The sequence below is a fragment of the Marivivens marinus genome (genome assembly GCF_035969385.1).
GTDB lineage: Bacteria > Pseudomonadota > Alphaproteobacteria > Rhodobacterales > Rhodobacteraceae > SELP01.
The window spans coordinates 1-25,632 of record NZ_JAYKKJ010000007.1 but is presented as its reverse complement, the minus strand read 5'-3'; the positions used below and the strand labels follow the sequence as shown (position 1 = coordinate 25,632).

General features: G+C 64.0%; 27 protein-coding genes. 8 read left to right on the top strand and 19 right to left on the bottom strand.

Annotated features, from left to right (window positions below):
* The first annotated feature begins 57 nt into the window (after positions 1 to 57).
* Together U3648_RS11750 and U3648_RS11745 are read left to right on the top strand one after the other, a co-directional pair.
* Positions 58 to 609 carry a 2OG-Fe(II) oxygenase gene (locus tag U3648_RS11750; protein WP_420859425.1) on the top strand — a complete coding sequence of 184 codons (552 nt, stop codon included), beginning with the start codon at positions 58 to 60 and terminating at the stop codon, positions 607 to 609.
* A 33-nt stretch (positions 610 to 642) separates the two neighbouring features.
* Positions 643 to 1,071, top strand: a complete 429-nt coding sequence (locus U3648_RS11745; protein WP_420859424.1) for a DUF1801 domain-containing protein — start codon at positions 643 to 645, stop codon at positions 1,069 to 1,071.
* Here U3648_RS11745 and U3648_RS11740 read toward each other — a convergent pair.
* From U3648_RS11740 to U3648_RS11730, 3 genes are all read right to left on the bottom strand, one after another.
* On the bottom strand, positions 1,059 to 2,018 hold the full coding sequence (locus tag U3648_RS11740) for a 1-phosphofructokinase family hexose kinase (protein WP_420859423.1): 960 nt from the start codon (positions 2,016 to 2,018) through the stop codon (positions 1,059 to 1,061). The two genes, U3648_RS11745 and U3648_RS11740, sit on opposite strands and share 13 nt — an antisense overlap.
* A 65-nt stretch (positions 2,019 to 2,083) precedes the next feature.
* Positions 2,084 to 3,004: an MBL fold metallo-hydrolase gene (locus tag U3648_RS11735; RefSeq protein ID WP_420859422.1), complete on the bottom strand. Its 921-nt coding sequence runs from the start codon at positions 3,002 to 3,004 to the stop codon at positions 2,084 to 2,086.
* 106 nt (positions 3,005 to 3,110) lie between these two features.
* A complete protein-coding gene (locus U3648_RS11730) occupies positions 3,111 to 3,506 on the bottom strand; it encodes a metallopeptidase family protein (protein ID WP_420859421.1) in 396 nt (131 codons plus the stop codon).
* Positions 3,507 to 3,569: 63 nt separating this feature from the next.
* On the opposite strand from U3648_RS11730, the gene gltX reads away from it, so the two are divergent.
* Positions 3,570 to 4,892 (top strand): glutamate--tRNA ligase, encoded by a 1,323-nt coding sequence (gltX, locus tag U3648_RS11725; RefSeq protein ID WP_420859420.1) that lies wholly within the window; start codon positions 3,570 to 3,572, stop codon positions 4,890 to 4,892.
* 190 nt (positions 4,893 to 5,082) lie between these two features.
* Here the strand turns inward: gltX and purF are convergent, their stop codons facing one another.
* The 9 genes from purF to alr all read right to left on the bottom strand — a co-directional run bounded on the left by purF (position 5,083) and on the right by alr (position 12,809).
* The gene (gene purF, locus U3648_RS11720; RefSeq protein WP_420859419.1) at positions 5,083 to 6,543 is read right to left on the bottom strand and encodes an amidophosphoribosyltransferase; all 1,461 of its coding nucleotides are present in this window, start codon (positions 6,541 to 6,543) and stop codon (positions 5,083 to 5,085) included.
* Positions 6,544 to 6,701: 158 nt separating this feature from the next.
* Positions 6,702 to 7,259, bottom strand: coding sequence for a CvpA family protein (locus tag U3648_RS11715; protein WP_420859418.1), 558 nt, complete (start codon positions 7,257 to 7,259; stop codon positions 6,702 to 6,704).
* 17 nt (positions 7,260 to 7,276) lie between these two features.
* On the bottom strand, positions 7,277 to 8,650 hold the full coding sequence (gene radA, locus U3648_RS11710) for a DNA repair protein RadA (protein WP_420859417.1): 1,374 nt from the start codon (positions 8,648 to 8,650) through the stop codon (positions 7,277 to 7,279).
* A 235-nt stretch (positions 8,651 to 8,885) separates the two neighbouring features.
* Positions 8,886 to 9,344, bottom strand: coding sequence for a paraquat-inducible protein A (locus tag U3648_RS11705; RefSeq protein WP_420859416.1), 459 nt, complete (start codon positions 9,342 to 9,344; stop codon positions 8,886 to 8,888).
* A 4-nt stretch (positions 9,345 to 9,348) separates the two neighbouring features.
* A complete protein-coding gene (locus U3648_RS11700) occupies positions 9,349 to 9,720 on the bottom strand; it encodes a hypothetical protein (protein ID WP_420859415.1) in 372 nt (123 codons plus the stop codon).
* 41 nt (positions 9,721 to 9,761) lie between these two features.
* Positions 9,762 to 10,172 carry a hypothetical protein gene (locus tag U3648_RS11695; RefSeq protein ID WP_420859414.1) on the bottom strand — a complete coding sequence of 137 codons (411 nt, stop codon included), beginning with the start codon at positions 10,170 to 10,172 and terminating at the stop codon, positions 9,762 to 9,764.
* Between the two features lie 83 nt (positions 10,173 to 10,255).
* Positions 10,256 to 11,002, bottom strand: a complete 747-nt coding sequence (locus U3648_RS11690) for an ABC transporter ATP-binding protein (RefSeq protein WP_420859413.1) — start codon at positions 11,000 to 11,002, stop codon at positions 10,256 to 10,258.
* Positions 10,999 to 11,775 carry an MlaE family ABC transporter permease gene (locus U3648_RS11685; protein ID WP_420859412.1) on the bottom strand — a complete coding sequence of 259 codons (777 nt, stop codon included), beginning with the start codon at positions 11,773 to 11,775 and terminating at the stop codon, positions 10,999 to 11,001. Before U3648_RS11685 ends, U3648_RS11690 begins: the two co-directional genes overlap by 4 nt.
* Positions 11,772 to 12,809 (bottom strand): alanine racemase, encoded by a 1,038-nt coding sequence (gene alr, locus U3648_RS11680; protein ID WP_420859411.1) that lies wholly within the window; start codon positions 12,807 to 12,809, stop codon positions 11,772 to 11,774. The genes U3648_RS11685 and alr overlap by 4 nt, the downstream gene beginning before the upstream one ends.
* A 134-nt stretch (positions 12,810 to 12,943) precedes the next feature.
* Between alr and U3648_RS11675 the strand changes: the two genes are divergently transcribed.
* Together U3648_RS11675 and U3648_RS11670 are read left to right on the top strand one after the other, a co-directional pair.
* Entirely contained in the window at positions 12,944 to 13,513 is a 570-nt protein-coding gene (locus tag U3648_RS11675) for an ArsR/SmtB family transcription factor (protein WP_420859410.1), read from the top strand.
* Complete coding sequence (locus U3648_RS11670) at positions 13,510 to 13,941, top strand: YqfO family protein (protein ID WP_420859409.1); 432 nt, start codon at positions 13,510 to 13,512, stop codon at positions 13,939 to 13,941. Before U3648_RS11675 ends, U3648_RS11670 begins: the two co-directional genes overlap by 4 nt.
* Here the strand turns inward: U3648_RS11670 and U3648_RS11665 are convergent.
* The 5 genes from U3648_RS11665 to U3648_RS11645 form a co-directional block, all read right to left on the bottom strand.
* Positions 13,938 to 15,440, bottom strand: coding sequence for a replicative DNA helicase (locus U3648_RS11665; protein WP_420859408.1), 1,503 nt, complete (start codon positions 15,438 to 15,440; stop codon positions 13,938 to 13,940). The two genes, U3648_RS11670 and U3648_RS11665, sit on opposite strands and share 4 nt — an antisense overlap.
* A gap of 336 nt (positions 15,441 to 15,776) precedes the next feature.
* Positions 15,777 to 16,451: an orotate phosphoribosyltransferase gene (locus U3648_RS11660; RefSeq protein ID WP_129679567.1), complete on the bottom strand. Its 675-nt coding sequence runs from the start codon at positions 16,449 to 16,451 to the stop codon at positions 15,777 to 15,779.
* 264 nt (positions 16,452 to 16,715) lie between these two features.
* A complete protein-coding gene (pyrC, locus tag U3648_RS11655; protein WP_420859407.1) occupies positions 16,716 to 17,768 on the bottom strand; it encodes a dihydroorotase in 1,053 nt (350 codons plus the stop codon).
* Between the two features lie 268 nt (positions 17,769 to 18,036).
* Positions 18,037 to 19,488: a xylulokinase gene (gene xylB / locus U3648_RS11650; RefSeq protein WP_420859406.1), complete on the bottom strand. Its 1,452-nt coding sequence runs from the start codon at positions 19,486 to 19,488 to the stop codon at positions 18,037 to 18,039.
* Between the two features lie 61 nt (positions 19,489 to 19,549).
* Positions 19,550 to 20,467, bottom strand: a complete 918-nt coding sequence (locus U3648_RS11645) for a LysR family transcriptional regulator (protein ID WP_420859405.1) — start codon at positions 20,465 to 20,467, stop codon at positions 19,550 to 19,552.
* A gap of 107 nt (positions 20,468 to 20,574) precedes the next feature.
* Here U3648_RS11645 and araD point away from each other — a divergent pair, with 107 nt between their 5' ends.
* Together araD and U3648_RS11635 are read left to right on the top strand one after the other, a co-directional pair.
* Entirely contained in the window at positions 20,575 to 22,317 is a 1,743-nt protein-coding gene (gene araD, locus U3648_RS11640; protein WP_420859404.1) for an L-arabinonate dehydratase, read from the top strand.
* Positions 22,318 to 22,399: 82 nt separating this feature from the next.
* Positions 22,400 to 23,323, top strand: a complete 924-nt coding sequence (locus U3648_RS11635; RefSeq protein ID WP_420859403.1) for a Gfo/Idh/MocA family protein — start codon at positions 22,400 to 22,402, stop codon at positions 23,321 to 23,323.
* Between the two features lie 182 nt (positions 23,324 to 23,505).
* On the opposite strand, the gene U3648_RS11630 is transcribed toward U3648_RS11635, so the two are convergent.
* A complete protein-coding gene (locus tag U3648_RS11630; RefSeq protein ID WP_420859402.1) occupies positions 23,506 to 24,204 on the bottom strand; it encodes a hypothetical protein in 699 nt (232 codons plus the stop codon).
* Positions 24,201 to 25,109: an FAD-dependent thymidylate synthase gene (gene thyX, locus U3648_RS11625; RefSeq protein WP_420859401.1), complete on the bottom strand. Its 909-nt coding sequence runs from the start codon at positions 25,107 to 25,109 to the stop codon at positions 24,201 to 24,203. Before thyX ends, U3648_RS11630 begins: the two co-directional genes overlap by 4 nt.
* Before the next feature lie 333 nt (positions 25,110 to 25,442).
* On the opposite strand from thyX, the gene U3648_RS11620 reads away from it, so the two are divergent.
* A complete protein-coding gene (locus U3648_RS11620; protein ID WP_420859400.1) occupies positions 25,443 to 25,565 on the top strand; it encodes a hypothetical protein in 123 nt (40 codons plus the stop codon).
* Positions 25,566 to 25,632 lie beyond the last annotated feature (67 nt).

Sequence of the window (25,632 nt, the reverse complement as noted above, 5' to 3'; positions counted from 1 at the left end):
TCGGTATCAGGTCCGGCCCTAGGCGGGGTCTTCCTTCACTCAGGACGGACCCTTTCCATGATCGCCATCCATTCGGTCGATGCCGCGTTTTCCGCCACCGATTGCGACCGTATCGTTGCCATCGCCCGCGCCGCCGAAGCGTCGGATGCGCGTCTTGTCGGACAGGCCCGCGACCACAATCTGCGCCGTGCGGATCTGGTCTGGCTGGACGATGTGGAAGGCGCGGATTGGGTCATGGACCGGATCATCGACGTGGTGCGGATCGCCAACCGCGATGTCTTTGACTTTGCCCTCACCGATTTTTCCGAAAGCGCGCAGGTCGCCCGCTATGGCGCCGAACGCGAGGGCCATTTCACATGGCATTCCGATATTGGCGACGGACAACTGGCGTCGAAACGCAAGCTGACGATGGTGGTACAACTGTCGGAGCCCGAGGGGTATGACGGCGGCACGCTGGAAATCATGCCCTCAAGTCACGCGGTCGAGGCGCCGAAGACGCGCGGCACCGCAACCCTGTTTCCCAGCTACATGCTGCACCGGGTCACCCCGGTGACGCGCGGCGAACGCCATTCGCTGACTATCTGGGCGCATGGTCCTGCCTTCCGCTAGAGCGGCGGGCCAACCCGTGCTAGGCTGCGGAACATGGCCCAGAACAAGACCCAAGTGACCGCGACCAACCCCGCCGATTTCATCGCCGCCGTGGATCATCCGCAGCGGCGGGAAGACGCGCAGGTTCTGGACACCCTGTTCCGTCGTGTCACCGGCTTCAAACCGCGCATGTGGGGGCCGTCGATCATCGGATACGGCCGATACCACTATCGCTATGACAGCGGGCGCGAGGGGGATTTCCTTGCCACCGGATTCTCCCCACGCAAGGCGAACCAGGTGATCTACATCCTGCCGGGCTACACGGATTTCGGCCCGATCCTTGACCGGCTGGGCAAGTGGAAGAAGGGCAAATCCTGCCTTTACATCACCAAGCTGGCCGATGTGGACCTGGCTGTTCTGGAAGAGCTGATCCGCGCCGGTCTGGACGACCTGAACAGCCGCTGGCCGGTTCAGCCCACCTGAACCGGGGTCACGGGGGATTCCGCCAGCAACCGCTCTGCATCCTCGGGGCGGCAAAGTTCAGTGCCTTCGGTCATCACCGCCGCCGACGCGGTGGCCGATCCCCAGGACAGCGCCTCGCGCAGGGGTTTGCCTTCGGCCAGCGCCTTGACGAAACCGCCGACGAAACTGTCGCCCGCGCCGACCCGGCTGCGGACCGGGACGGTCGCCGCCTTGACCGCTAGGCTTTCATCCGCATTCACCAGAACCGACCCATGCGCGCCACGCGCGATGATCACGGTTTCGGCCACGCCGCGCACCAGCAGGTAGCGGGCAAAGGCGGCGGTTTCCTCGTTCGACCGCAACGCATGGCCGGCAAGCCCCTCGGCCTCGCCCTGATCCATCCGCAAGATCCACGGCTTGATCTTGTGTTGCCCCTCGGCCAGCCGGTGCAGGGCCGCGCCCGAGGTATCGACGATCACATCCCGCCCGTCGCCGTCCAGCGCCGCGCAAAGATCAAGGTAGAGGTCAGGGGCGGCCCCCAGCGGCCCACTGCCCGACAGGACGACAATGGCGTCGGCCGGGGATGCGGCCGTGATCGCCTCGGACGCCTTGGCAAGGTCCGCCGTGCCCCACTCCGGCCCCGGCAGCATGAACCGGTATTGATCGCCCAGCCCCTCGTCGGTGACGGCAAGGCTTTGCCGGGTCTCGCCCGGCGCGGGATGCACCACCAGCGTCAAACCTGCCGTTTCGATCAGTTCCCGCAGTTTCTGCCCGGTATGGCCACCCAGCGCCACAAAGGCCGTGGCCTGCCCACCCAACAGATGGATCGCGCGGGCCACGTTCAGCCCGCCGCCGCCGGGGTCCATCTGCGGTGCACCACACCGCAGCTTCACCCCTGCGGTCACATGGTTGACCGAGGTGGCGATATCAAGCGCAGGGTTAAGCGTGACCGCAAGGATCGGGCGCATCGGGGCCTCCGGGATTCTGTTGGCGCTAACATATGCCCGGTTTCGGCCCCGATGCCAAGGTCGGCCTACATCAATTGATAGCTATGCGGGACAAAGTGGAACCCGCCCTCGCCGCGCGTGTCCACATAGCCGAGGCCCGGGAACGGCATATGATAGCCGATCAGCGGAACCTTGTCGGCGGCGGCCATGCCCAGAAGCCGCTTGCGGGTTTCAGCGGCGGCGGTCTTGTCCATGTCGAACCGGACCTCCCAGTCGGGATAGGCAAGCGACCAGACGTAGTGGTTCGCGGTATCGGCCATCACCAATAGCTGTTCGCCGTTCGATTCCAGCATATAGCCCATATGGCCTGGCGTGTGCCCGTATGCGGCTACGGCGGTGATACCAGACCGGACCGCCCCGCCGTCCCCAAGAAAGGTAAAGCGGTCGGCCAGCGGCCGCACTTTGGCCTCGAACCCTTCGTTGCCGGACATGTCCCAATGATCGAACTCTGCCTGCCCCGTCACATAGGCCGCATCGGGGAAGGTCGGGTTGCCCGCGTCATCCGCAAGCCCGCCGATATGGTCGCCGTGCATGTGGGTGATGACCACATGGGTGACATCCCCCGCCGCATATCCGGCACCCGCCAGCGCATCCAACAGGCCACCGGCGTTCAGCCCGGTGTCAAACAGGATCACCTCGGACCCGGTGTTGACCACGGTCGGGGTAAAGAAGAACTGCGCCACATCGGTCGGGATGTGGGCCGCCGCGCTGACTTCGGCAAAGGTGTCGTCATCGACGTTGAGGCCGAAGATGCCCTTCGGGTTCTCGACCCGGCGCGACCCGGCCAGAAGGGTCGTCACCTTGAAATCGCCAAGGGTGAAATCGCGGGACTGCGGCAGGCGGGCGGCATGGCCCATGGCGGCCCCCGCGCCCGGCACCGTGGCAGTAGCGGCTGCAAAGGGCAGCGCGGCCCCGGCCTTGATGGCCTGTCGACGTGTCAGTTTCATTTCAAACCTCCCAGATAAGGCGTTACCCGGGAAAGAAGCCTAGCGCGGTCCGAAGGTCCGGCCAGTCAGCATTTCTGCATAGAACCCCTGCGCATTTGCGCCGGGATCATTCCCACCAACGGTCTATCGCGGCGATATCCGCATCCGACCAGCCAAAGTGATGGGCGAACTCGTGCACCGTCACATGGGACACGAGGTCGGCAAGGGTCACATCCCCCCGCCCGGCCCATTCATCCAATATCGGGCGACGGAACAGCCAGACCACATCCGGCCCCTCGGGTTGGTCAAAGCTGGATTTCTGGGTTAGCGGGATGCCGTCATAAAGGCCGGTCAGCTCGAACGGGTCGTCCATCTCCAGCCCGGCCAGCATCTCTGCGTCCGGGAATTCTGCCACGCGGATCGCGACCGCCTTGGCCGCCGCACGAAAGACATCGGGGAATTGCGCCACGGTTTCGCGGGCCAATTCCTCGATCTCGTCACAGGTGGGCGCGGTGAAGTCCATGCGCCGGATATGGACAAAAACGCTACGGTATGAAAGAGCCAAGCGCGACAGGAGACCAGACCCATGACCACGACACGTTTCGCCCCCTCGCCCACCGGTTGGCTGCACATCGGCAACCTGCGCGCCGCGCTGATGAACTATGCCATCGCCCGGCAGAACGGCGGCACCTTCATCCTGCGGATCGACGACACCGATCAGGAACGGTCGAAGGAAGAATACGTGGACGGGATCAAGGACAGTCTGACTTGGCTTGGCTTTGACTGGGACCGGATCGAGCGGCAGTCCGAACGGTTGGACCGCTACCTTGCGGCCAAGGAAAAGCTGATCGAGATGGGCCGGCTGTATGAATGTTTCGAGACTCCGACCGAACTGGACCTCAAGCGCAAGAAACAGCTGAACATGGGCAAGCCGCCGGTCTATGACCGCGCCGCGTTGAACCTGTCCGAGGACGAAAAGAACCGGCTGCGCGAAGAACGCGGCGGCAGCCACTGGCGGTTCAAGCTCGACTGGGAACGGATCGAATGGGAGGACGGCATTCTCGGCCCGATCTCGATCGACGCAGCCAGCGTATCCGACCCGGTGCTGATCAAGGACAGCGGCCAGATCCTCTATACCCTCGCCTCGGTCGTGGATGACACGGAGTTTGGGATCACCGACGTCGTGCGCGGGTCCGACCACGTGACCAACACCGCGACCCAGATCCAGATCATTCAGGCGCTGGGGGGTGCGGTGCCCCGCTTCGCGCACCATTCCCTGCTGACCGGGCCGGACGGTGAAAAGCTGTCCAAGCGGCTGGGTAACCTTGCGTTGCGCGACCTGCGTGAACAGGGGATCGAACCGATGGCGATCACCTCGCTGATGGCGCGGCTGGGGTCGTCGGACCCGGTTGAACTGCGCGGCGACCTGTCCGAGGTCGTGGCGGGTTTCGACGTGAGCAAATTCGGCGCGGCGCCCACGAAATTTGACCCCGCCGATCTGGAACCGCTGACCGCGCGTGTGAACGCAGCAAAGCCCTTCGCGACCGTTGCCGGTGACGTGGCCGCCCTTGGCGTGCCGGACACGGTGGCCGAACAGTTCTGGTCGGTCGTGCGCGAAAACATCACCTACCTGTCGGACATGGCCCCGTGGTGGGACGTGTTCACCGGCAAGGCGCAGGCGGACGTGGCGGAAGAAGACGCAGAGTTCGTGGCCACCGCCCTGTCGATGCTGGGCGAACCGCCCTACACCGCTGAAACCTGGGGCAGCTGGACTGGGGCTGTCAAAGAAGCGACGGGCCGCAAGGGCAAGGGGCTGTTCATGCCCCTGCGCAAGGCCGTGACCGGTCAGGCACGCGGCCCGGAAATGGCCGATGTCATGGCGCTGATGCAGGTAAAACCGGCGGTTTGACAGCAAGGGCCGCGCCCGACCCTGGGTGGGCACGGTCCTGCGATTGGCTTGGGCCTGACCTTCAGCAAAAACGCGTCGCGCTGGCTGCGCACTACATCGCCAATGCGCCCTCCCGGGGGGAGGGTCGGGCGCGGCCCGGGCTGGCGCCCGCGCCAAGACGGCAAGGAATGTGCTCCGACGCGTCGGGCCGCTATTCCGCTGCCTTCAGTTCGAACCCTTTTTCGATCATGTCCGACGGCGCCACCGGGTATTCGCCCGAGAAGCAGGCGTCGCAATAGGCCGGTGCCTTGGGGTCGCGCCCCCCGGCCTCGCCCACGGCCCGATACAGCCCGTCGAGCGAGATGAAGCGCAGGCTGTCGACGCCCAGATGCTTGCACATCTCTTCCTCGCTCATGGTCGCGGCAAGCAGCTTTTCACGCTGCGGCGTATCCACCCCGTAGAAACAGGGCCAGGCCGTCGGCGGAGAGGCGATGCGGAAATGCACCTCGGCCGCGCCCGCATCAAGGATCATCTCCTTGATCTTGCGGCTGGTGGTGCCGCGTACCACGCTGTCGTCCACGAGGATCACCCGCTTGCCCTTGATCAGGGCGCGGTTGACGTTCAGCTTCAGCCGCACACCCATGTTGCGGATCTGCTCGGTCGGTTCGATGAAGGTCCGGCCCATGTACTGGTTGCGGATGATCCCCATCGCATAGGGAATACCCGATTGCAGGCTGTATCCGATGGCCGCGGGCGTGCCGCTGTCGGGCACCGGGCAGACCAAATCGGCCTCGACCGGGGCTTCCTTGGCCAGTTCACGACCGATGTTTTCACGGGTCTCATAGACCGACCGGCCACCGAGAATGCTGTCGGGGCGCGAGAAATAGACATGTTCGAAGATACAGAACCGCGACTTCTGCGGCCGGAACGGGAAGTTGCTTTCGACCTTGCCCTCGGTGTTGATCACGACCATCTCGCCCGGCTCGATCTCGCGCACAAACTCGGCGCCGATGATGTCCAATGCGCAGGTCTCGGAGGCAAGGGCCCAGCCCTTTTCCCCGACTTTGCCAAGGACCAGCGGACGCACGCCCAGCGGGTCGCGGACCCCCATCAGCTTGGTCCGGGTCATGGCGACGACGGAAAACGCGCCTTCGACCTTGCGCAGTGCTTCTTCCATGCGGTCCGGGATCGACCGGCCCATGGACCGGGCCATCAAGTGGATGATGCATTCGCTGTCCGACGAGGACTGGAAGATCGACCCGCGTTCGACCAGCTCGCGGCGCAGCGCGTCGGCGTTAGTGATATTGCCGTTATGGGCAATCGCCGCGCCGCCCATGGAAAACTCGCCAAAGAAGGGCTGAACGTCACGGATCGCGGTCTGGCCTTTGTTGCCTGCGGTGGAATAGCGGACGTGGCCGATGCCGATGGTGCCCGGCAAAAGCTGCATCACCTCGGCGCTGGTGAAATTGTCACGGACATAGCCCATGCGGCGGGCCTGATTGAAGCCGGTCTCGGGGTCGTGGGTCACGATCCCGCCGGCCTCTTGCCCGCGATGTTGCAGGGCGTGAAGGCCAAGCGCGATGAAACTGGCCGCGTCGGCAACGCCAATGGCGCCGAAGATCCCGCACTCCTCCTTCAGCTTGTCGTCGTCGAAAGGATGGGCGGGGGGCATTTGTGTGCGCACGGGGTCGGGCTCCGAATCCGTCTGGGGCAGTTGCGCCCCTGATAGTCGGTCGGGCGGGGCATGTCATCAAACTATCACATGCAAACCGATCACAAAAGCAAAGGGCCGCAGATGCGGCCCCATATCCCTGCCCTTATTGTGGACATTTATTCGACCGAACAGGCCCCGACCAGCTGATCATATTGCGACTGGATCCAGCCCAGCGCCGCCTCGGGGTTCTGATCCTCGACACTGGTGGTCATGCCGCGGAAAATCTTGGCCGACCGGCTGTCATCCACCATGGCAAGGTCCTGACTGGACAGGATCGTGTCGTAAAGGAAGAAGGCCACCGCCACGAGGAGAATGCCGCGCAGCACGCCAAAGAGGAACCCAAGCCCCTGATCCAGCCCGCCCAGCGCCGAGCGCTGCACCACCGAAGCAAAGAGCGGCGTGAAGATCGAGAAGATCACAAGGGCCACGGCAAAGACCGCCGCAAAGGCCGCGATCACCGACAATTCACAGCTGTCGCCGATGAAATCGCCCAGGACCGGCACCTGCTTGACTAGCGGCTGCACTTGGTCCGCAAAGATAAAGGCCACGATGGTGGCCCCGATCCAGCCCGCGATGGCCAATGCCTCGCGCACAAGGCCGCGGCTGTAGGCCAGAAGGGCGGAGACGATGATCGTGACCGCGACGACACCGTCGATGATGGTAAAGCCTTCCATATGTCCCTCTTGTCCCTTCAGCCCGCCTGCCGCGGACCGAATACCTGTTCCACAAAACCGGCAAGATCGGCGGTTTCCCGCAGCGACAGTCCGGCAGCCGACGCCCGCTTGGGCAGTTCCGGCAGGATGGCCGAGGTGAAACCAAGTTTTTGCGCTTCTTTCAACCGATTTTCGGTCTGGACCACCGGGCGAAGGGCGCCAGACAGGCTGATTTCGCCGAATATGACACAATCAGGGGGCAATGCCGCGTCCTCGCGGGCAGAAACAAGTGCTGCCGCCACGGCCAGATCGGCCCCCGGTTCGCTGATCCGCAATCCGCCCGCGACGTTCAGATAGACATCAAGCCCGGTGAAGGTGACGCCGCAGCGCGCCTCGAGCACCGCAAGGATCATCGCCAGCCGCCCGCCATCCCAGCCGACCACGCTGCGCCGGGGCTGGGCCGTGGGGGACGGGGCGACAAGGGCCTGAAACTCGCACAGCATCGGGCGGGTGCCTTCGATGCCCGCAAAGACGACAGAGCCGGGCGCGGGCTTGCCCCGTTCGGACAGGAACAGGGCCGAGGGGTTCTTGACCTCGGCCAGCCCTTTGCCCGTCATCTCGAACACGCCGATTTCATCGGCCGGTCCAAAGCGGTTCTTCACCGCGCGCAGGATGCGGAACTGATGGCCGCGCTCGCCCTCGAAATAGAGGACGGTATCGACCATATGTTCGACCACGCGGGGGCCGGCAATGGCCCCTTCCTTGGTGACATGGCCGACCATGACCACCGCGATGCCGTGGCGTTTCGCGAATGTGGTCAGCTCATGGGCCGAGGCGCGGACCTGAGACACCGACCCCGGCGCGCTGTCCACGTTATCGGCCCACATGGTCTGGATCGAATCGATGATCGCCAGATCGGGCTTTTCCGCCTCCAGCGTGGTCAGGATGTTGCGCAGGTTGGTTTCCGCGGCCAATTGCACCGGGCTTTCGGTCAGGCCCAGACGGCGGGCACGCATCTGCACCTGCGCCGCCGATTCCTCGCCCGAGACATAGATGACCTTCAGCCCGTTGCGCGCAAACCGCGCCGCCGCCTGCAACAACAGCGTGGATTTTCCGATGCCGGGATCGCCGCCGACCAAAAGGGCCGAGGCCTTGACCAACCCGCCACCCAGCACCCGGTCCAGTTCGGCCACGCCCGCCTCGGTGCGGGGCGGGTCGGGTTCCTCGGTCGCGAGATCGGTCAGGGTCAGGGCCTGCCCCCGTTTGCCGCCAAGGGATTTCGACGCAGGACCGGCGGACAGCGGCTTTTCCTCGGTGATGGTGTTCCACGCACCGCAGGCGTCACAGCGGCCCGACCACTTGGAAAACGCGGCCCCGCATTCGGAACAGACATAGGAAAGATCTTTGGCCATGTTCACCTTTTGGACCAATGTCGCCCGCTTGGCAATCCGCAAGGGGTGGTGGGTCAAGACCCACCTTACCCGGGGGCGCTTCGCCCCCCACCAGATCATTCATGGCCCCCAGAGGATATTTCTAACCCAAAGTAGAATGGACGCCCGGTCCAGCCCCCTTCTTTGGGTCAATAAATATCCCGGGGTGAATGGCCCGAAAGGGGCAGAGGGGCAGAGCCCCTTCGTAAGGTGGGTTTTAACCCACCGCCCCGCCCTTCGCCTTGCCGCTGAATGCCGAGATGGCGAGCGAGGCGAGGATACAGCCGGTGAAGAGGTAAAGCCCCCAGGCGGTTTCCACCTTGCCGATGCCAACACCTTTGGCGACGACGATATAAAGCGCGATCAAAAAGATATCCGCCATCGCCAGCTTGCCCATCCAGTTCAGCACCGGCAGCACCTTGCGGTGCAGCAGCCCGAAATGCATCAGCGCCAGCCCGATGGTTTTCAGATAGGGCGCGAACAGCGCAAAAGCCGTGACCAGAAGCGCAAGGAACACATCGCTGTCCCACAGGCTCTGCAATCCCGAGATGACGCTGATCTCGCTCAGGTCAAACAGCGGCAGCCCCAGCCCCGCCCGCATCAGCGGCGCGAACCAGGCCACGGGGAACAGGACCAACAGGGAAAGATTGGCGAATTTCAGCGTATTTCCTGTCACGTCGTCACCACCATTCCACAAAGGAAAGAACAACTCCCGCAAGGAAACAAATCGCGAGCCCGATCAGAACGGGCCTGTTCACCCAGGCGGATCTGACCGGCCAATAGATCATTGCAAGAAGCTGCAGGAAGAGAACCAGCATCAACAGTGAAAAACCGACGTTCTCGGCATGTCGCCATTTTGCTTCGTATGAGACCAGCGGGTTATGCAGGAACAACCCCAGACTCAGGACCGCAAGGACAAGCATCACAAGGCTGATCCGTCGTCTTGGCCCTGGTTCTAGGCGGGTTGCCGCCAAAAGTGAAATCCCAAGCCCGGCAAACGGAGCCAGCAACGCCCAATTCGCCAGATCCCTCAGAAACGAGGCTTCAAACATATCAATGGCCTTTCACCGATCAAATTCAGCATTGTTCAGACTCAGAAATTTGGAAAATGAACAATTGCCGCCGCTGCCGCCATCGACAACCCGGTCCCCGACAGCAGGGGCCAGTTGATCCAGCGGCTTTGGCTTGGCCAATATGTCAAGGCAACGGCCCCCAACCCGACAAACACGATCACGGAAAGACTGATGAAGCTGTTTTCGACCTGATACGACAAGAAATCGAACATGCCAAAAGGGCTGAACCCGATAACCGCCGCCAGAACCATGATCCCAAGCATCGCCATGCTGATAACCCGCCGCGGACCCTTCAGAAGGATGACCGAGGACACCAGCGCCGCCGCCGCGCCAAAAGGCGCCGAGGCCAAGATCACTGCCTCAAGGATGTTCTTGGTCATCAGAACGGTTTCGCTGATCTCTGGCCCGCAACCGCACATGATTTTGGTCATATCTCAAAAACAAGAGGCAACGACTCGCCGGACGGCATCGGCCCAATATCAATTACTCGGACGAGCCTAGATCGCGGCCCCTCTTAGCGCAAGGTCTCGATCGGCCCGTCAGGGCTGCCCGAGACAAATTGCGTCACATAGGGGTCGCCACAGGTGTCGAGATCAGCGATCGGCCCGACCCAGCGCATTTTCCCGTTGTGCAGCATCGCCACCCGGTCGGCGATGGCCCGGACGCTGGTCATGTCATGGGTGATGGTGATGGCGGTCGCGCCCATCTCGGTCACGATCTCGCGGATCAGGTCGTTGATGACGCCCGCCATGATCGGATCAAGGCCGGTGGTGGGTTCGTCGAAAAAGATGATCTCGGGCTCGGCGGCGATGGCGCGGGCAAGGCTGACCCGTTTTTGCATCCCTCCCGACAGTTCCGCCGGGAACCGGTCGGCCACGTCCGGGCCCAGCCCAACGCGCCGCAACTTTTCAATGGCGATCTCCCGTGCCTCGTCCCTTGGCCGTTTCAGCGACCCGCGCAGCAGCCGAAAGGCCACGTTCTGCCAGACCGGCAGGCTGTCGAACAGAGCGCCCCCCTGAAACAGCATCCCAAACCGCGCAAGAAAGGCATCGCGGGGCAATTGGGTCACATCCTGCCCGTCGATCAGGATCTGGCCACTGTCCGGCTGGATAAGACCAAGGATGTTCTTCAAGAGAACCGATTTGCCGGACCCCGACCCACCGATCACCACCATGCTTTCGCCCGAGGTGACGGTCAGGTTCATCCCCCGCAGGACGTGGTTGCTGCCAAAGGCCTTATGAACATCCCGAAGCTCGATCATGCGGAAAAGAACGCCTCTGTCAGAAGGAAGTTCGCGGCAAGGATCAGCACGGCGGCGGCCACCACCGACCCTTTCGTCGCCCGGCCCACGCCCATTGCGCCCCGCGCCGAATTCATCCCGAAATAGCAGCCCATCAGCGCGGCGATGAACCCGAACACCGCCCCTTTGGACAGCGAGGAGATCACGTCCAGCGGTTCAAGGAAATCGGCGGTGTTCTTCAGATAGGTCGCCGCGTTGAAGCCCAGCCGTTCCGTCCCCACCAGAAACCCGCCAAAGATCCCGATCACGTCACCCACGCCGACCAGAACCGGCATCACCAGCGTGGCGGCCAGCACCCGTGGCAGGGTCAGGTATTTCATCGGATGGGTGGAGAGCGTGACCAGCGCGTCGATCTGTTCGGTCACTTTCATCGTCGCGATTTCGGCAGCGATAGAGGATGTGACCCGCGCCGCGATCATCAGCCCAACCAGCACCGGCCCCAATTCGCGGACCATGCCGATGGCGACGATCTGCGGCACCACCGCCTCGGCCGAGAAGCGCGCGCCGCCGGCATAGATCTGCAGGGCCAGCGCCCCGCCGGTGAACAGCGCTGTCAGCCCCACGACCGGAAGCGAGAAGTAGCCGATCTGCATCAGCGCCACGCCAAATTCGCGCGGGTAGAACGGCGGGCGGAACAGGTGGCTGAGCGTTTGGCCAGTGAAGATCGCGAACCGTCCGACCACGGCCAGAAGGGCAAGCACCCCCGCCCCGACAGAGGCCAGCGCCCGGATCATGACGTGGTATACCGCCGCTGGTAGCGATGGCCGAGCGAGGTCAGGATTTCGTAGCCGATGGTGCCCGCAGCCTCTGCCAGATCGTCCACGGTCTGGCGCGGCCCCAGAAGGGTCAGGGCGCGGGGCGCCTCATCCAGATCGGTGACGTCGATGGTCAGAAGATCCATCGACACCCGCCCCACAAGGGAGCAAGGCGTCTTGCCGTGCCAAAGGGTCGCGCCGTTAGACAGGGCCCGCAGGATACCGTCGGCATAGCCCGCCGCCAGCGTGGCAATCCGGCTGGGCCGTTCCGCCTGCCAGCTGTTGCCGTAGCCCACGACCTCGCCTTCGGCCAGATCGCGGATCTGAATCACCGGCAGGTCCAGTCGCACCACCGGTCGCGCCTCGACAAAGGGGTGGCCACCATAGAGGCCGACGCCGGGGCGGCACAGGTCGAAATGATAGTCCTTGCCCAGAAGGATCCCCCCCGTCGCCGCCAGCGACCGTGGCACGCCGGTGCCGTCGGTCATCCGGCGGAACAGGTCCAGCTGATAGGGGTTCATCGGATGGTCGGGTTCGTCCGAACAGGCCAGATGGCTGATTAGAAGCTGCGGCCCCTGGTCCAGCGCGATCGGGGCGACAGGCGCCCATTCGTCCCACTCCATGCCCAGCCGGTTCATGCCGGTGTCCAGCTGCACCCCGAACGGGTGGCCCGGCAGGCTTTCGAAATGGCGGGTCATTTGATCCATGGAATTCAACATCGGGATCAGGCCCAGATCGCCGATCATTTCCGTGTCGCCCCGGCAATGGCCAGAAAAGACGTAGATATGCGCGTCATCGCCAACAGCGGCGCGGACGGCCGCGCCTTCCTCGGCCACGGCGACAAAAAACCGGCGCGCGCCTGCATGATACAAACGGCCCGCGACACGGCCCGCGTCCAGCCCATAGCCATTGGCCTTTACCACGGCGGCGGTTTCCACCCCGGTCTTGGCGTCAAGCGCGGCCCAGTTCGCGGCAATCGCGTCCAGATCAATCGAAAGGATACCAGCAGTCATGGTCCGCCTTTTGGCAGGCAGGGCACGGGGCGGCAAGGGGGAAGCAACACCCGGCCCGCGCATCGGCATCAGTTCGGCCAGGACCGTATCAATTCCGCTGCAATTCAGGCGCGCGGGGGTGTTAGGGTCGGGCCATGAACACAGACCCGCAGATCGTGCGCATCGGCGCCGGCATCTCGGCCCAGACCGCCAGCGGGCATCTGGCCCAGCTGTCGGCGACGGGGCTGGTCATCGCGGAACGGTTGGGGCGGTTCACCTATCATCGGATCGCGGGGCCAGAGGTGGCAGAGATGCTTGAATCCCTCTCGGTACTCCCCCTGAAAACCGCTGTCACACGCCCTGCCCTGCACCGCGCCCCGGCGGCCGAACGAGAGGCGCGATGCTGCTACAACCACCTTGCCGGGCGGCTGGGGGTTGCGATGGCCGATGCGCTGGTCGCCCGTGGATTTGTCACTGACCTGACCAGCCCGGCGCTGACCCCACATGGGCGGACATGGGCCACGGCGCAGGGCATCAGGCACGGCCCGATGCGGCCCTGTCTGGATTGGTCCGAACGACACCCCCATTTTTCCGGCCCATTTGCCACAGCCCTGTTCCGGAGATTGGAAGGAACTGATGCCATCCGTCGCGGAACAGGCCGCGCAATCACGGTGACCGAAACCGGGCGGCTTTGGCTGCGAACCGAATTGGAATTGGGCGCATGATCCCCTCAACTGCCCGCTATGACGTCGAATCCGGGCTGATGCTGGCCTGTCAGGTTCCGGCTGAGGCCGAAGCAAGGGTCCTGAACGCCATCCGGAACGCGGCCCCGCTGACTTGGGGCGACTATGACGCGGTCAGTTTCGCCAGTGCCGAAGGGCGGCAGGACTTCCGATCCTTGGGCAGCGGGCGGAACGCGGCAACGCCGTCCCCGGTCAGCGTGCCTTGCATCGAATTGCGAATATTCCTGAAGACGGAACAAGCCCCCGCGGTCGTTGCCGCGATCTACGCGGCACATCCATACGAAGAACCGGTCATAACCCTTTGGCCAGCAAGCAGAACCCTGCACCGGCGCGGTCAGGACGAGGATAACCCCAACCGGTTCTGGAACCGCGACACTGCCGATTGGGTGCCGCCCGCGCACCGGCCCTAGCCGAAGTCGCCGTCTGGTGCGGCACGCTGTTGCTCAAGGTTTCCAAATCGCGTGTATTGGGCCTCAAAGCTCAATTTGACTGTCCCGATTGGACCATGTCGCTGCTTGCCGATGATGACCTCAGCGATACCGCCAGCTGCCTTTAGCCTTTCCGCCCAGTCATTGTATTTTTGCTGACCTTCCATCGAGCTATCAGTTTCCGAAGGCTTGTCTCTTTCGATATAGTATTCCTCGCGGAACACGAACATGACCACGTCGGCGTCCTGCTCGATCGACCCGGATTCCCGCAGGTCGGACAGCTGCGGGCGCTTGTCATCCCGGCTTTCCACCTGACGCGACAGCTGGGACAGGGCGATGACAGGGATGTTCAATTCCTTGGCGATGGCCTTCAGACCCATGGAAATCTCGCCAATCTCCTGCACCCGGTTGTCGGACATGCCGCGCACCAGCTGCAAGTAGTCCACGATCAGCAGGTCCAGCCCGTGGGTCCGCTTCAGCCGCCGCGCCCGGGCGGCAAGCTGCGCAATCGGAATCGCGGCGGTGTCGTCGATGAACAGCGGGCAGGCTTCCAACTGCTTGGCGGCATCGACAAAGCGGCGGAACTCGCCTTCGTCCATATCGCCCTGCCGGATCTTGTGCGACGAGATTTCCGACGCCTCGGCCAAGATCCTGCCCGCCAGCTGTTCAGCGCTCATTTCAAGGCTGAAGAACCCGACCACGCCACCGTCCACGGCCCCCTCGGACCCGTCCGGCAGCTTGCCCTTGCGATAGGCCTTGGCCACGTTGAAGGCGATGTTGGTGGCAAGCGAGGTTTTCCCCATCGACGGACGACCGGCAAGGATCAGAAGGTCGGACTTGTGTAGACCGCCCAGCATCTTGTCCATGTCGATCAGGCCGGTGGAGACGCCCGCAAGCCCGCCTTCCCGCTGGTAGGCCGCGTTGGCGACATTGACCGCATCGGTCACCGCCTTCAGAAAACTCTGGAACCCGCCCTCGGACGTGCCTTGCTCGGCCAGCTGGTACAGCGCCTGTTCGGCGGCGACGATCTGCTCTTTCGGGTCGCTGGCAACCTCGACCTTGGCGGCGCGTCCGGAAATATCCTGCCCCAGCCGGATCAACTCGCGCCGCACGGCAAGGTCATAGATCATCTGGGCATAGTCGCGCGCGGCAAAGGCGGAAATCGCCGCCCCCGCAAGGCGGGCCAGATAGGCGGGGCCGCCCAGTTCCTTCAGCCCCTCGTCGTCCTCAAGGAAAGTCTTGAGCGTGACCGGGGACGCCAGCGCGTTCTTGGAAATCCGCGCAGAGGCGGTTTCAAAGATGCGGGCATGGACGGGTTCGTAGAAATGCTTTGGCCCGATGATCGCGGCGACCCGGTCAAAGATGTCGTTGTTGGTCAGGATCGCGCCCAGAAGCTGCTGTTCCGCTTCGATGGAATGCGGCATCGCATCGGCGCTCGCCTCATCCGTGCCGCTTGCATTGAAGACCGTGATCTCGTTCATGTCCTGCCCCGACTTTCCTTGGGCGTGTCATAGCGGGCGGATGTCATTTGCGCCACTTTGGTATCCTGGTGGATAGCCCTATGGATAGTCTTGTGGACAACTCGGGCCGCGCCGTCCCAGCACCAGATATAGCAGAACCCGCCGCATTTGTCACAAGATGCACAAGGGCGGTACGCGCTTAGGCGATTCTCCGGTCCGAATTGTGCACAGGGCTGTGGAAAAGATTTGGCGACCTTGGTCATTTTAGTGCAAGCCGACCGCGGGTGGCGCGGAACGCGCCGCCCATGGGGGCGGTCGGCGTGTGGCCTTTCTGCGAAGGGCCAGTGCTGCCAAATATCAGGCGTGCGCCGCTGACCAGCCCGCCGGGTCGCGCAGGTAGGCCTCGACCGCGTCCAGCGTTTCCGCGTCATAGGCCCCGCGCCGCCGGGCTTCCTCCAGCACGTCCCACCAGGTGCAGAGATGGATCAGCTGCACCCCGTGATCGGCCAGCGTTTCCTCGACCCCTTTGTGGATCCCATAGAAGAAGATCACGGCGGTGGCGGAACATGTGGCCCCGGTCTCGCGGATCGCATCCACGAAGGACAGTTTCGACCCGCCATCGGTGGTCATATCCTCGACCAGGATCACCCGCTGGCCTTCGGTCATCACCCCTTCGATCCGGGCATTGCGTCCGTAACCTTTGGGCTTCTTGCGGACATAGGTCATCGGCAGGGCCAGCCGGTCAGCCACCAGCGCGCCAAAGGGAATGCCCGCGGTCTCGCCGCCCGCCACATTGTCAAAGGCCTCGAAGCCGGCTTCGCGCATGATGGTGACCGACAGGAAATCCATCAGGGTCGACCGGATGCGCGGGAAAGAGATCAGCTTGCGGCAGTCCACATAGGTCGGGGCCTTTTTGCCGCTGGCATGGGTAAAAGGTTCGGCGGCGTTAAAGTGGATCGCCCCTACTTCGATCAGCATTCCGGCGGTCAACCGGGCGATTTCATCTTTCTGCGGGAACGAGGTGGGGATCATGGCGCGGGCTCCTGTCTCTGAACTGCGCGCGGTCTAGTGGGTTTTGCGAGGGATGTTAAGGGGCGGCAATGGTGCAGGTGCCTGCAAGGTGCCCAGGTTTCGGGATGCAACCAAGCTTCCTGATGGTCGTCGGGACAAGACAGACCGCAGCGGGCGAGGCATAGCGTCGCGCGATTTCAAACGGTGTGCAACGCGTTTGTCGAGAGGCCAGAGGGCCGATCTGTCCGCGAGGCCGGGGACCGGCAGATATCTTTGCCCTTCGTCCTACCCTTCGACCCGCCAGTGCAGCGGAAAGCCGGGATCGAAGACCGTGACCGGTCCGGCCCCGGTGTCGATCCGTTCGGGATAGTCGACCGGATCGCCCTTGACCAAGCTCACTGTCTCCTCGTTCGGCTCCAGCCCATAGAACCGCGGCCCGTTGAGCGAGGTAAACGCCTCAAGCTGTTTCAGCTTGCCCGCCGCCTCGAACACCTCGGCCAGACAGGACAGTGTGTTGGGCGCGGTAAAGCAGCCCGCGCAGCCGCAGGCCTGCAACTTGGCCGGGTCCGTATGCGGGGCGCTGTCGGTCCCAAGGAAGAACCGCTTGTCGCCACTGGTCGCGGCCTCGACCAAGGCAATCCGGTGGGTTTCGCGTTTCGCAACGGGCAGGCAGTAGTAATGCGGCTTGATTCCACCCGATAGGATATGGTTGCGATTGATGATCAGGTGATGGGTGGTGATCGTCGCGGCAAGGTTCTTATGCGTGTCGCGAACGTAATCCACCGCGTTCTGGGTGGTCACATGTTCCATCACCACGCGCAGGTCGGGAGTTTTCTTGCGGATCGGTTTCAGCACCCGGTCGATGAACACCGCCTCGCGGTCGAAGATGTCGATGGTCGGGTCCGTCACCTCGCCATGCACGCAGAGGGGCATCCCGATCTCGGCCATGGTTTCCAGCACCGGGCGGACCTTGTCGAAGTCGCGCACGCCCGAGGCAGAGTTGGTCGTCGCCCCCGCCGGGTAGAGTTTCACCGCCGTGGCGATCCCTTCGGCATGGGCGCGGGCCACATCCGCCGGGTCCGTCTCCTCGGTCAGGTACAGGGTCATCAGCGGGGTAAAGGACATGCCATCGGGCAGCGCCGCCATGATCCGGTCGCGATAGGACGCGGCCTGTTCGGCGGTGACCACGGGCGGCACAAGGTTGGGCATGATGATCGCCCGTCCGAAATGGGCCGCGGAATAGGGCAGCACCCCTTCCAGCATCGCCCCATCGCGCAGGTGCAGGTGCCAGTCATCGGGGCGGCGAATGGTCAGTCGGGTGATCGGATCCTGTGTCATGGCGTCCCAATACACCTATGCCGGGCGTCTGGCCATAGGGTTGCATGTCCCTTCAAAGCCCTCTGCATATCAGGCCAAAGTTGCAGGCCAAGGGCAGCGCCTGCCTGGGTAGGCGCAGTGGCAGGACGCCGCAATTTGCGGGACCTGAGAATGGATTCAAACCAAAACAACACGTTGCGACGTTTGATGCGCCTGCCGAGGGGGCAGGCAGGCGCAGCCCGGCGGTGCCGCCGGGCGCAAAAAACCGCAACTTGCGGAGGCCTCGCCGCTATTGCACCGCCCGGATCGCGGGATAGGCGGCGCGGAAGGCGGCGTAGCCGTCGTCGAAGGCGGCAACCAGACCAGCATCCGGAGCAATCGTCTCGCCCACCTCGGGCGCTGTCATCACCGCCTCGGGCGCGGTCCCCGTCGCGGCACACAGACCCAGCCGCGCCGCGCCCAGCGCCGCGCCGAACTCGCCCCCGGCGGGCAGGTGCAACGGCAGGTTCAGCACCGACGCGATCATCCGCACCCACAGGCGCGACGCGGCCCCGCCGCCGATCGCGAACACCCGGTCCAGATGGGCGCCGGTGCCCTTCAGCGCCTCCAGACTGTCGCGCAGGCCAAAGGCCACCCCTTCCAGCACCGCGCGGGTCAGATCCTCGCGCGTGGTGGCCCCGGCCAGCCCGGTAAAACTGCCCCGGATGGCCGCATCATTATGGGGCGTCCGTTCGCCCGACAGATAGGGCAGGAACCGCACCACGCCCGGCGCGCGCAGGTCATCGCCCAGCGCACGGGTCAGCCCGGCGGGACTGTCGCCGGTGATCCGGGCCAGCCAGTTCAGGCTGTCGGTGGCCGACAGCATCACCCCCATCTGGTACCAGCGCCCCGGCACCGCGTGGCAAAAGGTGTGCAGCGCCGTGTCCGGCGCGGGCGCATATCCGTCCCGTGCGGCCAAAAGCACGCCCGAGGTGCCAAGTGACACGAACCCCTGCCCTTCTGACAGGGCCCCGATGCCACAGGCCGCCGCCGCGTTGTCCCCTGCCCCGCCCGCCACCGCGACCGGCCCGGTCAGACCCCATCGGGCGGCGATGTCGGGCTTCAACGCCCCGGCCCGGTCCGACCCTTCCACCAGACTTGGCATCTGGTCGCGGCGCATATGCCCCGCCCCTAGCAGCACATCCGACCAGTCCCGCGCGCCCACATCCAGCCAAGAGGTGCCCGCGCTGTCGGACATGTCGGCCACGGCGTCCCCGGTCAGGTAGAAATTCAGATAGGCGGCGGGCAACAGCACCTTGGCGACCCGCGCGAAGATCTCCCCCTCGTGGGTCCGGACCCACTCTAGTTTGGGCGCGGTGAAGCCCGGAAAGACGATATTGCCCGACAGGGCCCGCACGCCCGGCAGCGCGTCCAGCCGCGCGGCCTCTGCATGGCTGCGGGTGTCGTTCCATAAGATGCAGGGGCGCAGCACCGCGCCCGCCCCGTCCAGCAGGGTCGCGCCATGCATGTGCCCCGCAACGCCGATCCCCTTCAGATCGGCAAAGCGCGGGCAAGTGGCGCGCAACTCGGCCACGGCCCCGTCCAGCGCCGCGACCCACAGGGCCGGATCCTGCTCGGACCAGCCGGGATGCGGATGGGATTGGGCATAGGGCCGTTCGGCGGACCCAAGGGTCCTGCCCTCCTCGTCCACCAACAGCGCCCGCAGGCCCGAGGTTCCCAGATCGATTCCCAAATAGGTCACGGCATGTCTCCCAATTGTTAACCCGAACATATGCCCGACAGGCGGGCAATTGCCATAGAGATCAGAGCGCCTCGAACACCGCGTGCAGCAGGCGATCCGCCGCGGCGGACAGCCTGCGATGCCGGGGCCGGATCACGAAACAGGGCGACACGGCGATCGGATCGGTCAGGTCCAGCGTCACCAATCGCGCCCCGATCCGTCCTGCCGACAACAGTTGCACCACCTCGGCGGTCTGGGGGGCGATCACGTCGGTCGCCTCCAACAGGGTCAGCGCCACCAAAAGGGACGAGGAATTGGTGATCCGCGCGGGCACCTCCAGCCCGCGCGCAGTGAACGCCGCCTCGACTGCCTGCCGGATCGGCGAGCCCAGTTCCTGCATGACCCAATCCGCGCCCAGCAGTGCGCCAAGCGGCAAGCCCCGCTGCCCGGCAAGCGGATGTTCGGGCCGGACCAGCAGCGCAACCTCCTCGAGCCGTGCCGGGTGCAGGTGATAGTCCCGCCCGTCATATCCAGGCGGCAGGCGACCGATGGTGAAATCGAACCGCCCTTCGGACAACCCGCGCATCAAATCGACGGACGGGGCGACCTCGATCGTCATCTCGATCCCCGGCGCGGCGGCGCGGACGGCCTGCACGGCGGGCATCAGAACACCGACGGCAGGGCCGGTCACCGCGCCCACGCGGACATGGCCCGCCTCTCCGGTCTCCGCGCGGCGCAGGTCCGCCTCCATCGCCTCGAACCCTTCAAGGATAAGGCTCGCGTGGCGCAACAACACCTCGCCCAGCGGGGTCGGCACCATGCCTTTGGGGTGGCGGTCAAACAGGGGGCCGCCCGCTTGGCGCTCGACATCGGACAGGATGCGCGAGGCGGCAGGCTGCGACATGGCAGACAGCGCGGCGGCCCGCTGCAACTGCCCGGTTTCCCCGATGTGCAGCATCAGGGCCAGATGGGTTGGTTTCAGGCGATGGGCGAGGGTCATGCCCCCACATACCATGTTTGTTATTAACATCTCCAGATAATGAAATTGAATGTTATCCTTTTGGCCTGCTACCCCTGCCCCATCCCCCGCAACCAGCAGGACATCCCATGAGCTTTACTCCCGCCCCCTGGCCCCGCCGTCTTCGGTCGCAGGAATGGTACGAAGGCACCGGACGCGACACGATCTATCACCGGGGCTGGCTGAAAAATCAGGGCTACCCGCACGACCTGTTCGACGGGCGGCCGATAATCGGCATCATGAACACATGGTCCGACCTGACCCCCTGCAACGGGCACCTGCGCGAACTGGCCGAAAAGGTAAAGGCGGGCATCTGGGAGGCCGGCGGCTTCCCGGTCGAAGTGCCGGTCTTCTCGGCCTCGGAAAGCACCTTCCGCCCCACAGCGATGATGTATCGCAACCTTGCCGCGCTCTCGATCGAAGAACAGATGCGTGGCCAGCCGATCGACGGCGCTGTGCTTCTGGTCGGCTGCGACAAGACCACACCCTCGCTGCTGATGGCCGCCGCGTCGACCGATATCCCCTCTATCGTCGTCACCGGTGGGCCCATGCTGAACGGCTATTTCCGGGGCGAGAGGGTTGGCTCCGGCACCCACCTCTGGAAGTTTTCCGAGGCGGTGAAGGCCGGCGAAATGACGCCCGAGGAATTCCTTGAAGCCGAAAATTCCATGAGCCGGTCGTCGGGCACCTGCAACACCATGGGCACCGCCAGCACCATGGCGTCGATGGCCGAGGCGCTGGGGATGGCCCTGTCCGGCAACGCCGCGATCCCGGCGGTGGACAGCCGCCGGCGGACCATGGCGCAATTGTCCGGGCGGCGGATCGTGCAGATGGTCAAGGACGACCTGAAACCTTCCGACATCATGACCAAACAGGCCTTTGAAAACGCCATCCGCACCAATGGCGCCATCGGCGGGTCCACCAATGCGGTCGTGCACCTGCTGGCCATTGCGGGCCGGGTCGGCGCCGACATCACACTGGACGACTGGGACCGTTGCGGGCGCGACGTGGCTACCATCGTCAACCTCATGCCCTCGGGCAAATACCTGATGGAAGAGTTCTTCTACGCGGGCGGCCTGCCGGTTGTGCTGAAACGGTTGGGCGAGGCCGGGCAATTGCACCGCGACGCGCTGACCGTCTCTGGTGCGACCATCTGGGACGAGGTCAAGGATGTGACCAACTGGAACGAGGACGTGATCCTGCCGCTGGACAAGGCCCTGACCCAACAGGGCGGGATCGCGGTGCTGAAAGGGAACCTCGCGCCAAACGGGGCGGTCCTGAAGCCCTCCGCCGCCTCGCCGCACCTGATGAAACACCGCGGCCGCGCGGTCGTGTTCGAAGACATCGACGACTACAAGGCCAGGATCAACGACGACGCGCTTGATATCGACGAAACCTGCGTCATGGTCCTCAAGAACTGCGGCCCCAAGGGCTATCCCGGCATGGCCGAGGTGGGCAACATGGGTCTGCCGCCGAAGGTGCTGAAGAAGGGGATCACCGATATGGTCCGTGTCTCGGACGCGCGGATGTCGGGCACCGCCTATGGCACGGTCGTGCTGCACACCTCGCCCGAGGCGGCGGCGGGCGGGCCGCTGGCCGTGGTGCGGACCGGCGACATGATCGAACTGGACGTCGCGGCGCGGCGCCTGCATCTGGACATCAGCGAGGCGGAACTGGCCACACGGCTGGCGAACTGGACCCCGACGCACGACCGACCGGCAGGCGGTTACGATTGGCTGCACCAGCAGCACGTGCAGGGGGCGGACACCGGGGCCGACCTTGACTTCCTGCGCGGCTGCCGGGGGCGGGCCGTGGGCAAGGACAGTCACTAGCCCCCGGCCTTCCGCCCCCATGGGCGGAAGGCCGGGCTGGTCGCCCGAACCATACGACAGGACTGAACAGGAGATCACCTTGATGGACATCGCCCTCGTCGGGATCGGCAAGATCGCCGTGGATCAGCACGTCCCCGCCATCGCCGACAGCCCGGACTGGACGCTTGCGGCCACGGTGTCACGCCGGGGCACGGTTGACGGGGTCGCGGCCTATACCGACCTTGGCGCCATGCTGGAGGCGCACCCCGAGGTGCGGGTCGTCTCGCTCTGCCTGCCGCCTGTGCCGCGGTTCGACTACGCACGGCAGGCGATCGCGGCGGGGCGGCACGTGATGCTGGAAAAACCGCCCGGCGCGACGCTGGCGGAATGCCACGCGCTGGCGGCGCTGGCGGCGGAACAGCGGGTCTGCCTGTTTGCCACATGGCATTCGCGGGCGGCCGATATGGTGCCCGCGGCCAAGGCATGGCTGGCCGACAAGACCCTGCGGCGGCTCCAGATCACCTGGAAGGAAAACGTGCGGCAATGGCATCCGGGGCAGGATTGGGTGTTCGACCCCGGCGGGCTGGGGGTGTTCGATCCCGGCATCAACGCCCTGTCCATCCTGACCGAGATCCTGCCGGTCCCGGTGCACCTGACCCGGGCGCGGCTGATGTTCCCCGAGAACCGGCACACGCCCATCGCGGCCAGCTGCACCTTCCACCACCCCGGCGGGGCCGAGGTGGGGATGGAGCTGGACTGGCTAGAACCCGGCGCGCCCGCATGGCGGATCGAGGCCGAGACGGAGGAAGGCACGATGGTGCTGGACAAGGGCGGGGCCGAGATGACGGTGAACGGCACGCCCGTCGCCCGGCCCGAGGGGGCGCTGGGGGAATACCCGACGCTCTACGCGCAGATGGCGCGGCTGGTGAAAACGGGGGGCACGGATATGGACCTCTCGCCCCTGCGGCACGTGGCCGATGCGTTCATGTTGGGGGAGCGGATCACGGTCGAGGGGTTCGAGTGGTAAGCGCGAAAAGCGCGACACCTAATCACCGCCCTCCGAAACCCAAACCCACGCGCCCGGCCCGAGGGTGGGTGCGGAACGCGCCCGCCCATGGGGGCGGGTCGGGCGCGTGCGCATCGAAGATGCGCGTCATCATTACAACGCTAGAGCGCGACAAATCTCGCTAGCTTGCCTTTGCTCTTTCGCTATATTCTTCCGGTTTGGCAAATCGCCGATTGGATAGCCCGGCTTTCCGCAAAAATGCTTAGCCATTTTCCGTTCGTAAAATCGAGTTTCTCAGGAAATAGCGCAAATCGGAACTCATTTTCTATAGAGTAGAATCGGGGCTTCACGAAGATCGCATTCCAAATTGCGTCCCGACTAGGCTGGCTCGGAACGGAACCTATTACTCCAATTTCCTCATGTACTGCTCGCTCCGCATATCGGACTTGCTCGCCACGAAGTTTGACATTGCAGCGAAAATTTCTTGCAGCCCAGTCATGAAGGGCAACAGAGAGCTTGCCTAGATCATAGACAACGTAATATCCGAGATCATCATTTCCCTGATACTCGCCTTGTCCTTTGATAATCTTGATATGTGTTGACCTGTCGTATGGCCCGAAAGAGCAACATGCGACAAAAGCATTGCTCTGGGTCTCTCGGCGGAAATCAATCTTATTGCCCTCGAAATTACAATTCAATATTCGAATTCCACCTATGGTGACGTCGTCCGCACGCCCCTCAGTGAATTGAAAATCCTCCGTGGCAACCCCTTCCCGATCATCGGACATCCTCGAATGGCCACTCTCGGAAGACCGATATTCTTCAAGCGTCCCGAACTTGAAACTGCCTTGTTGAGCTGCGGCAAAACCGTGTTCCCCCAAAAATTTGGTGACATATCTCACCCCTCAACCACCTCCATGAACTCCCGCCATTCGCCCTTGCTCATGCCAGAGCTTTCCTGCGTGACCTCTTCACCTTTAAGCATACGTTTCACGCAGTCAATCGCGCGGGAGGAGAGTGTGGCGCCGCCCATCCGGTAGTCCTCGAAGGCGCCATAGGCGGCGGGGACCCAATCGGCGACCAGCTTGCAGATCTCCTCGGCATAGACCCGGATTTCATATTGCGCGTGGGCGTCCGCCCGAAGTCGCAGGAAGTGGAACAGGTTGTGCAGGTCCACCTTCCAGTACCATTGGGTGTAGATGTTGGCGGGCAGGTTCATCCGGGCCAGTTCGCGGGCCAGCCCCTGTTGCCCCTCCTGCCCGATCATTTCCTCGTAATGGTCATAGCAGCGCGCCGCGTCGCCCTTGAGGTATTCCAGCACCCGCGCGGCCTCTTCCCCCGACAGCGCCTCGCCCCGGCCCTGATTGTTGACCACCGATTGCGCCGCCAGCGCGTCCGGTTCGGGGATGTAGAATTCCCGGTCGAGGATCGAATAGCGGGCTGAGTATTCGTTCACGTTGGCGGTCCGGTGCCGGATCCACTGCCGCGCGACGAAGACCGGCAGTTTGACATGCAGCTTGATCTCGCACATCTCGAAGGGGGTCGAATGCCAGTGCCGCATCAGGTAGCGGATCAGCCCTTCGTCGTTCTGCACCGACTTGGTGCCCTTGCCATAGCTGACCCGCGCCGCCTGACAGATGGCGGCATCGTCGCCCATGTAATCGATGACCCGGACAAAGCCGTGGTCCAGCACCGGGTTCACCTTGTAAAGATGCGCCTCCATCCCGTCGGACACGGCCCGCAGGGTCTGTTTCGGGCTGGCGCGCAGCGCGTCGATCTCGGCCTGCTGTTCGGGGGTGACGGGCATCGGGGGTCCTCCGGCTGAATGATTCAGCCGCCACTATATGTGACGGGGGGCCGTGGCGGAACCTCCATATGCTGTGGTTTGACGCCGAATTGCCGCACATTGCGCCGCCCAAGGGGGAAACCACCAGTCCAACGTTGACTTTCAACCCCAAGGCGCGGATTCTGACGCCGAATTCGAAAGAGGCAGAGCAGAGAGGCCCCGGATGTTCAGACCCTGAGCACCCTTGCCTTCCTGGCAGCCTGCGGCGACGGGCAGCCGTTCAACTTCGGGGCTGCCGACAACGCCGATACGCCGGACTCCGATACCCCGTCGGACACCTATATTCCCACCGCTTTGGCCGACGACCTCAACAGCGTCTCCTATGACCATGCCTCTGGCGTGCTGCTGATCGACCTTGCCGCGCTCGACCGGACAAACATCGACTACCCCGAAGTCGAATATGACCGGATGGAATAGCCCCCTGAAAGTGGTCCACCAACTGGGATAGTTTGTCCCGCAAATTGGAGGATCAGCGATGGCTGGG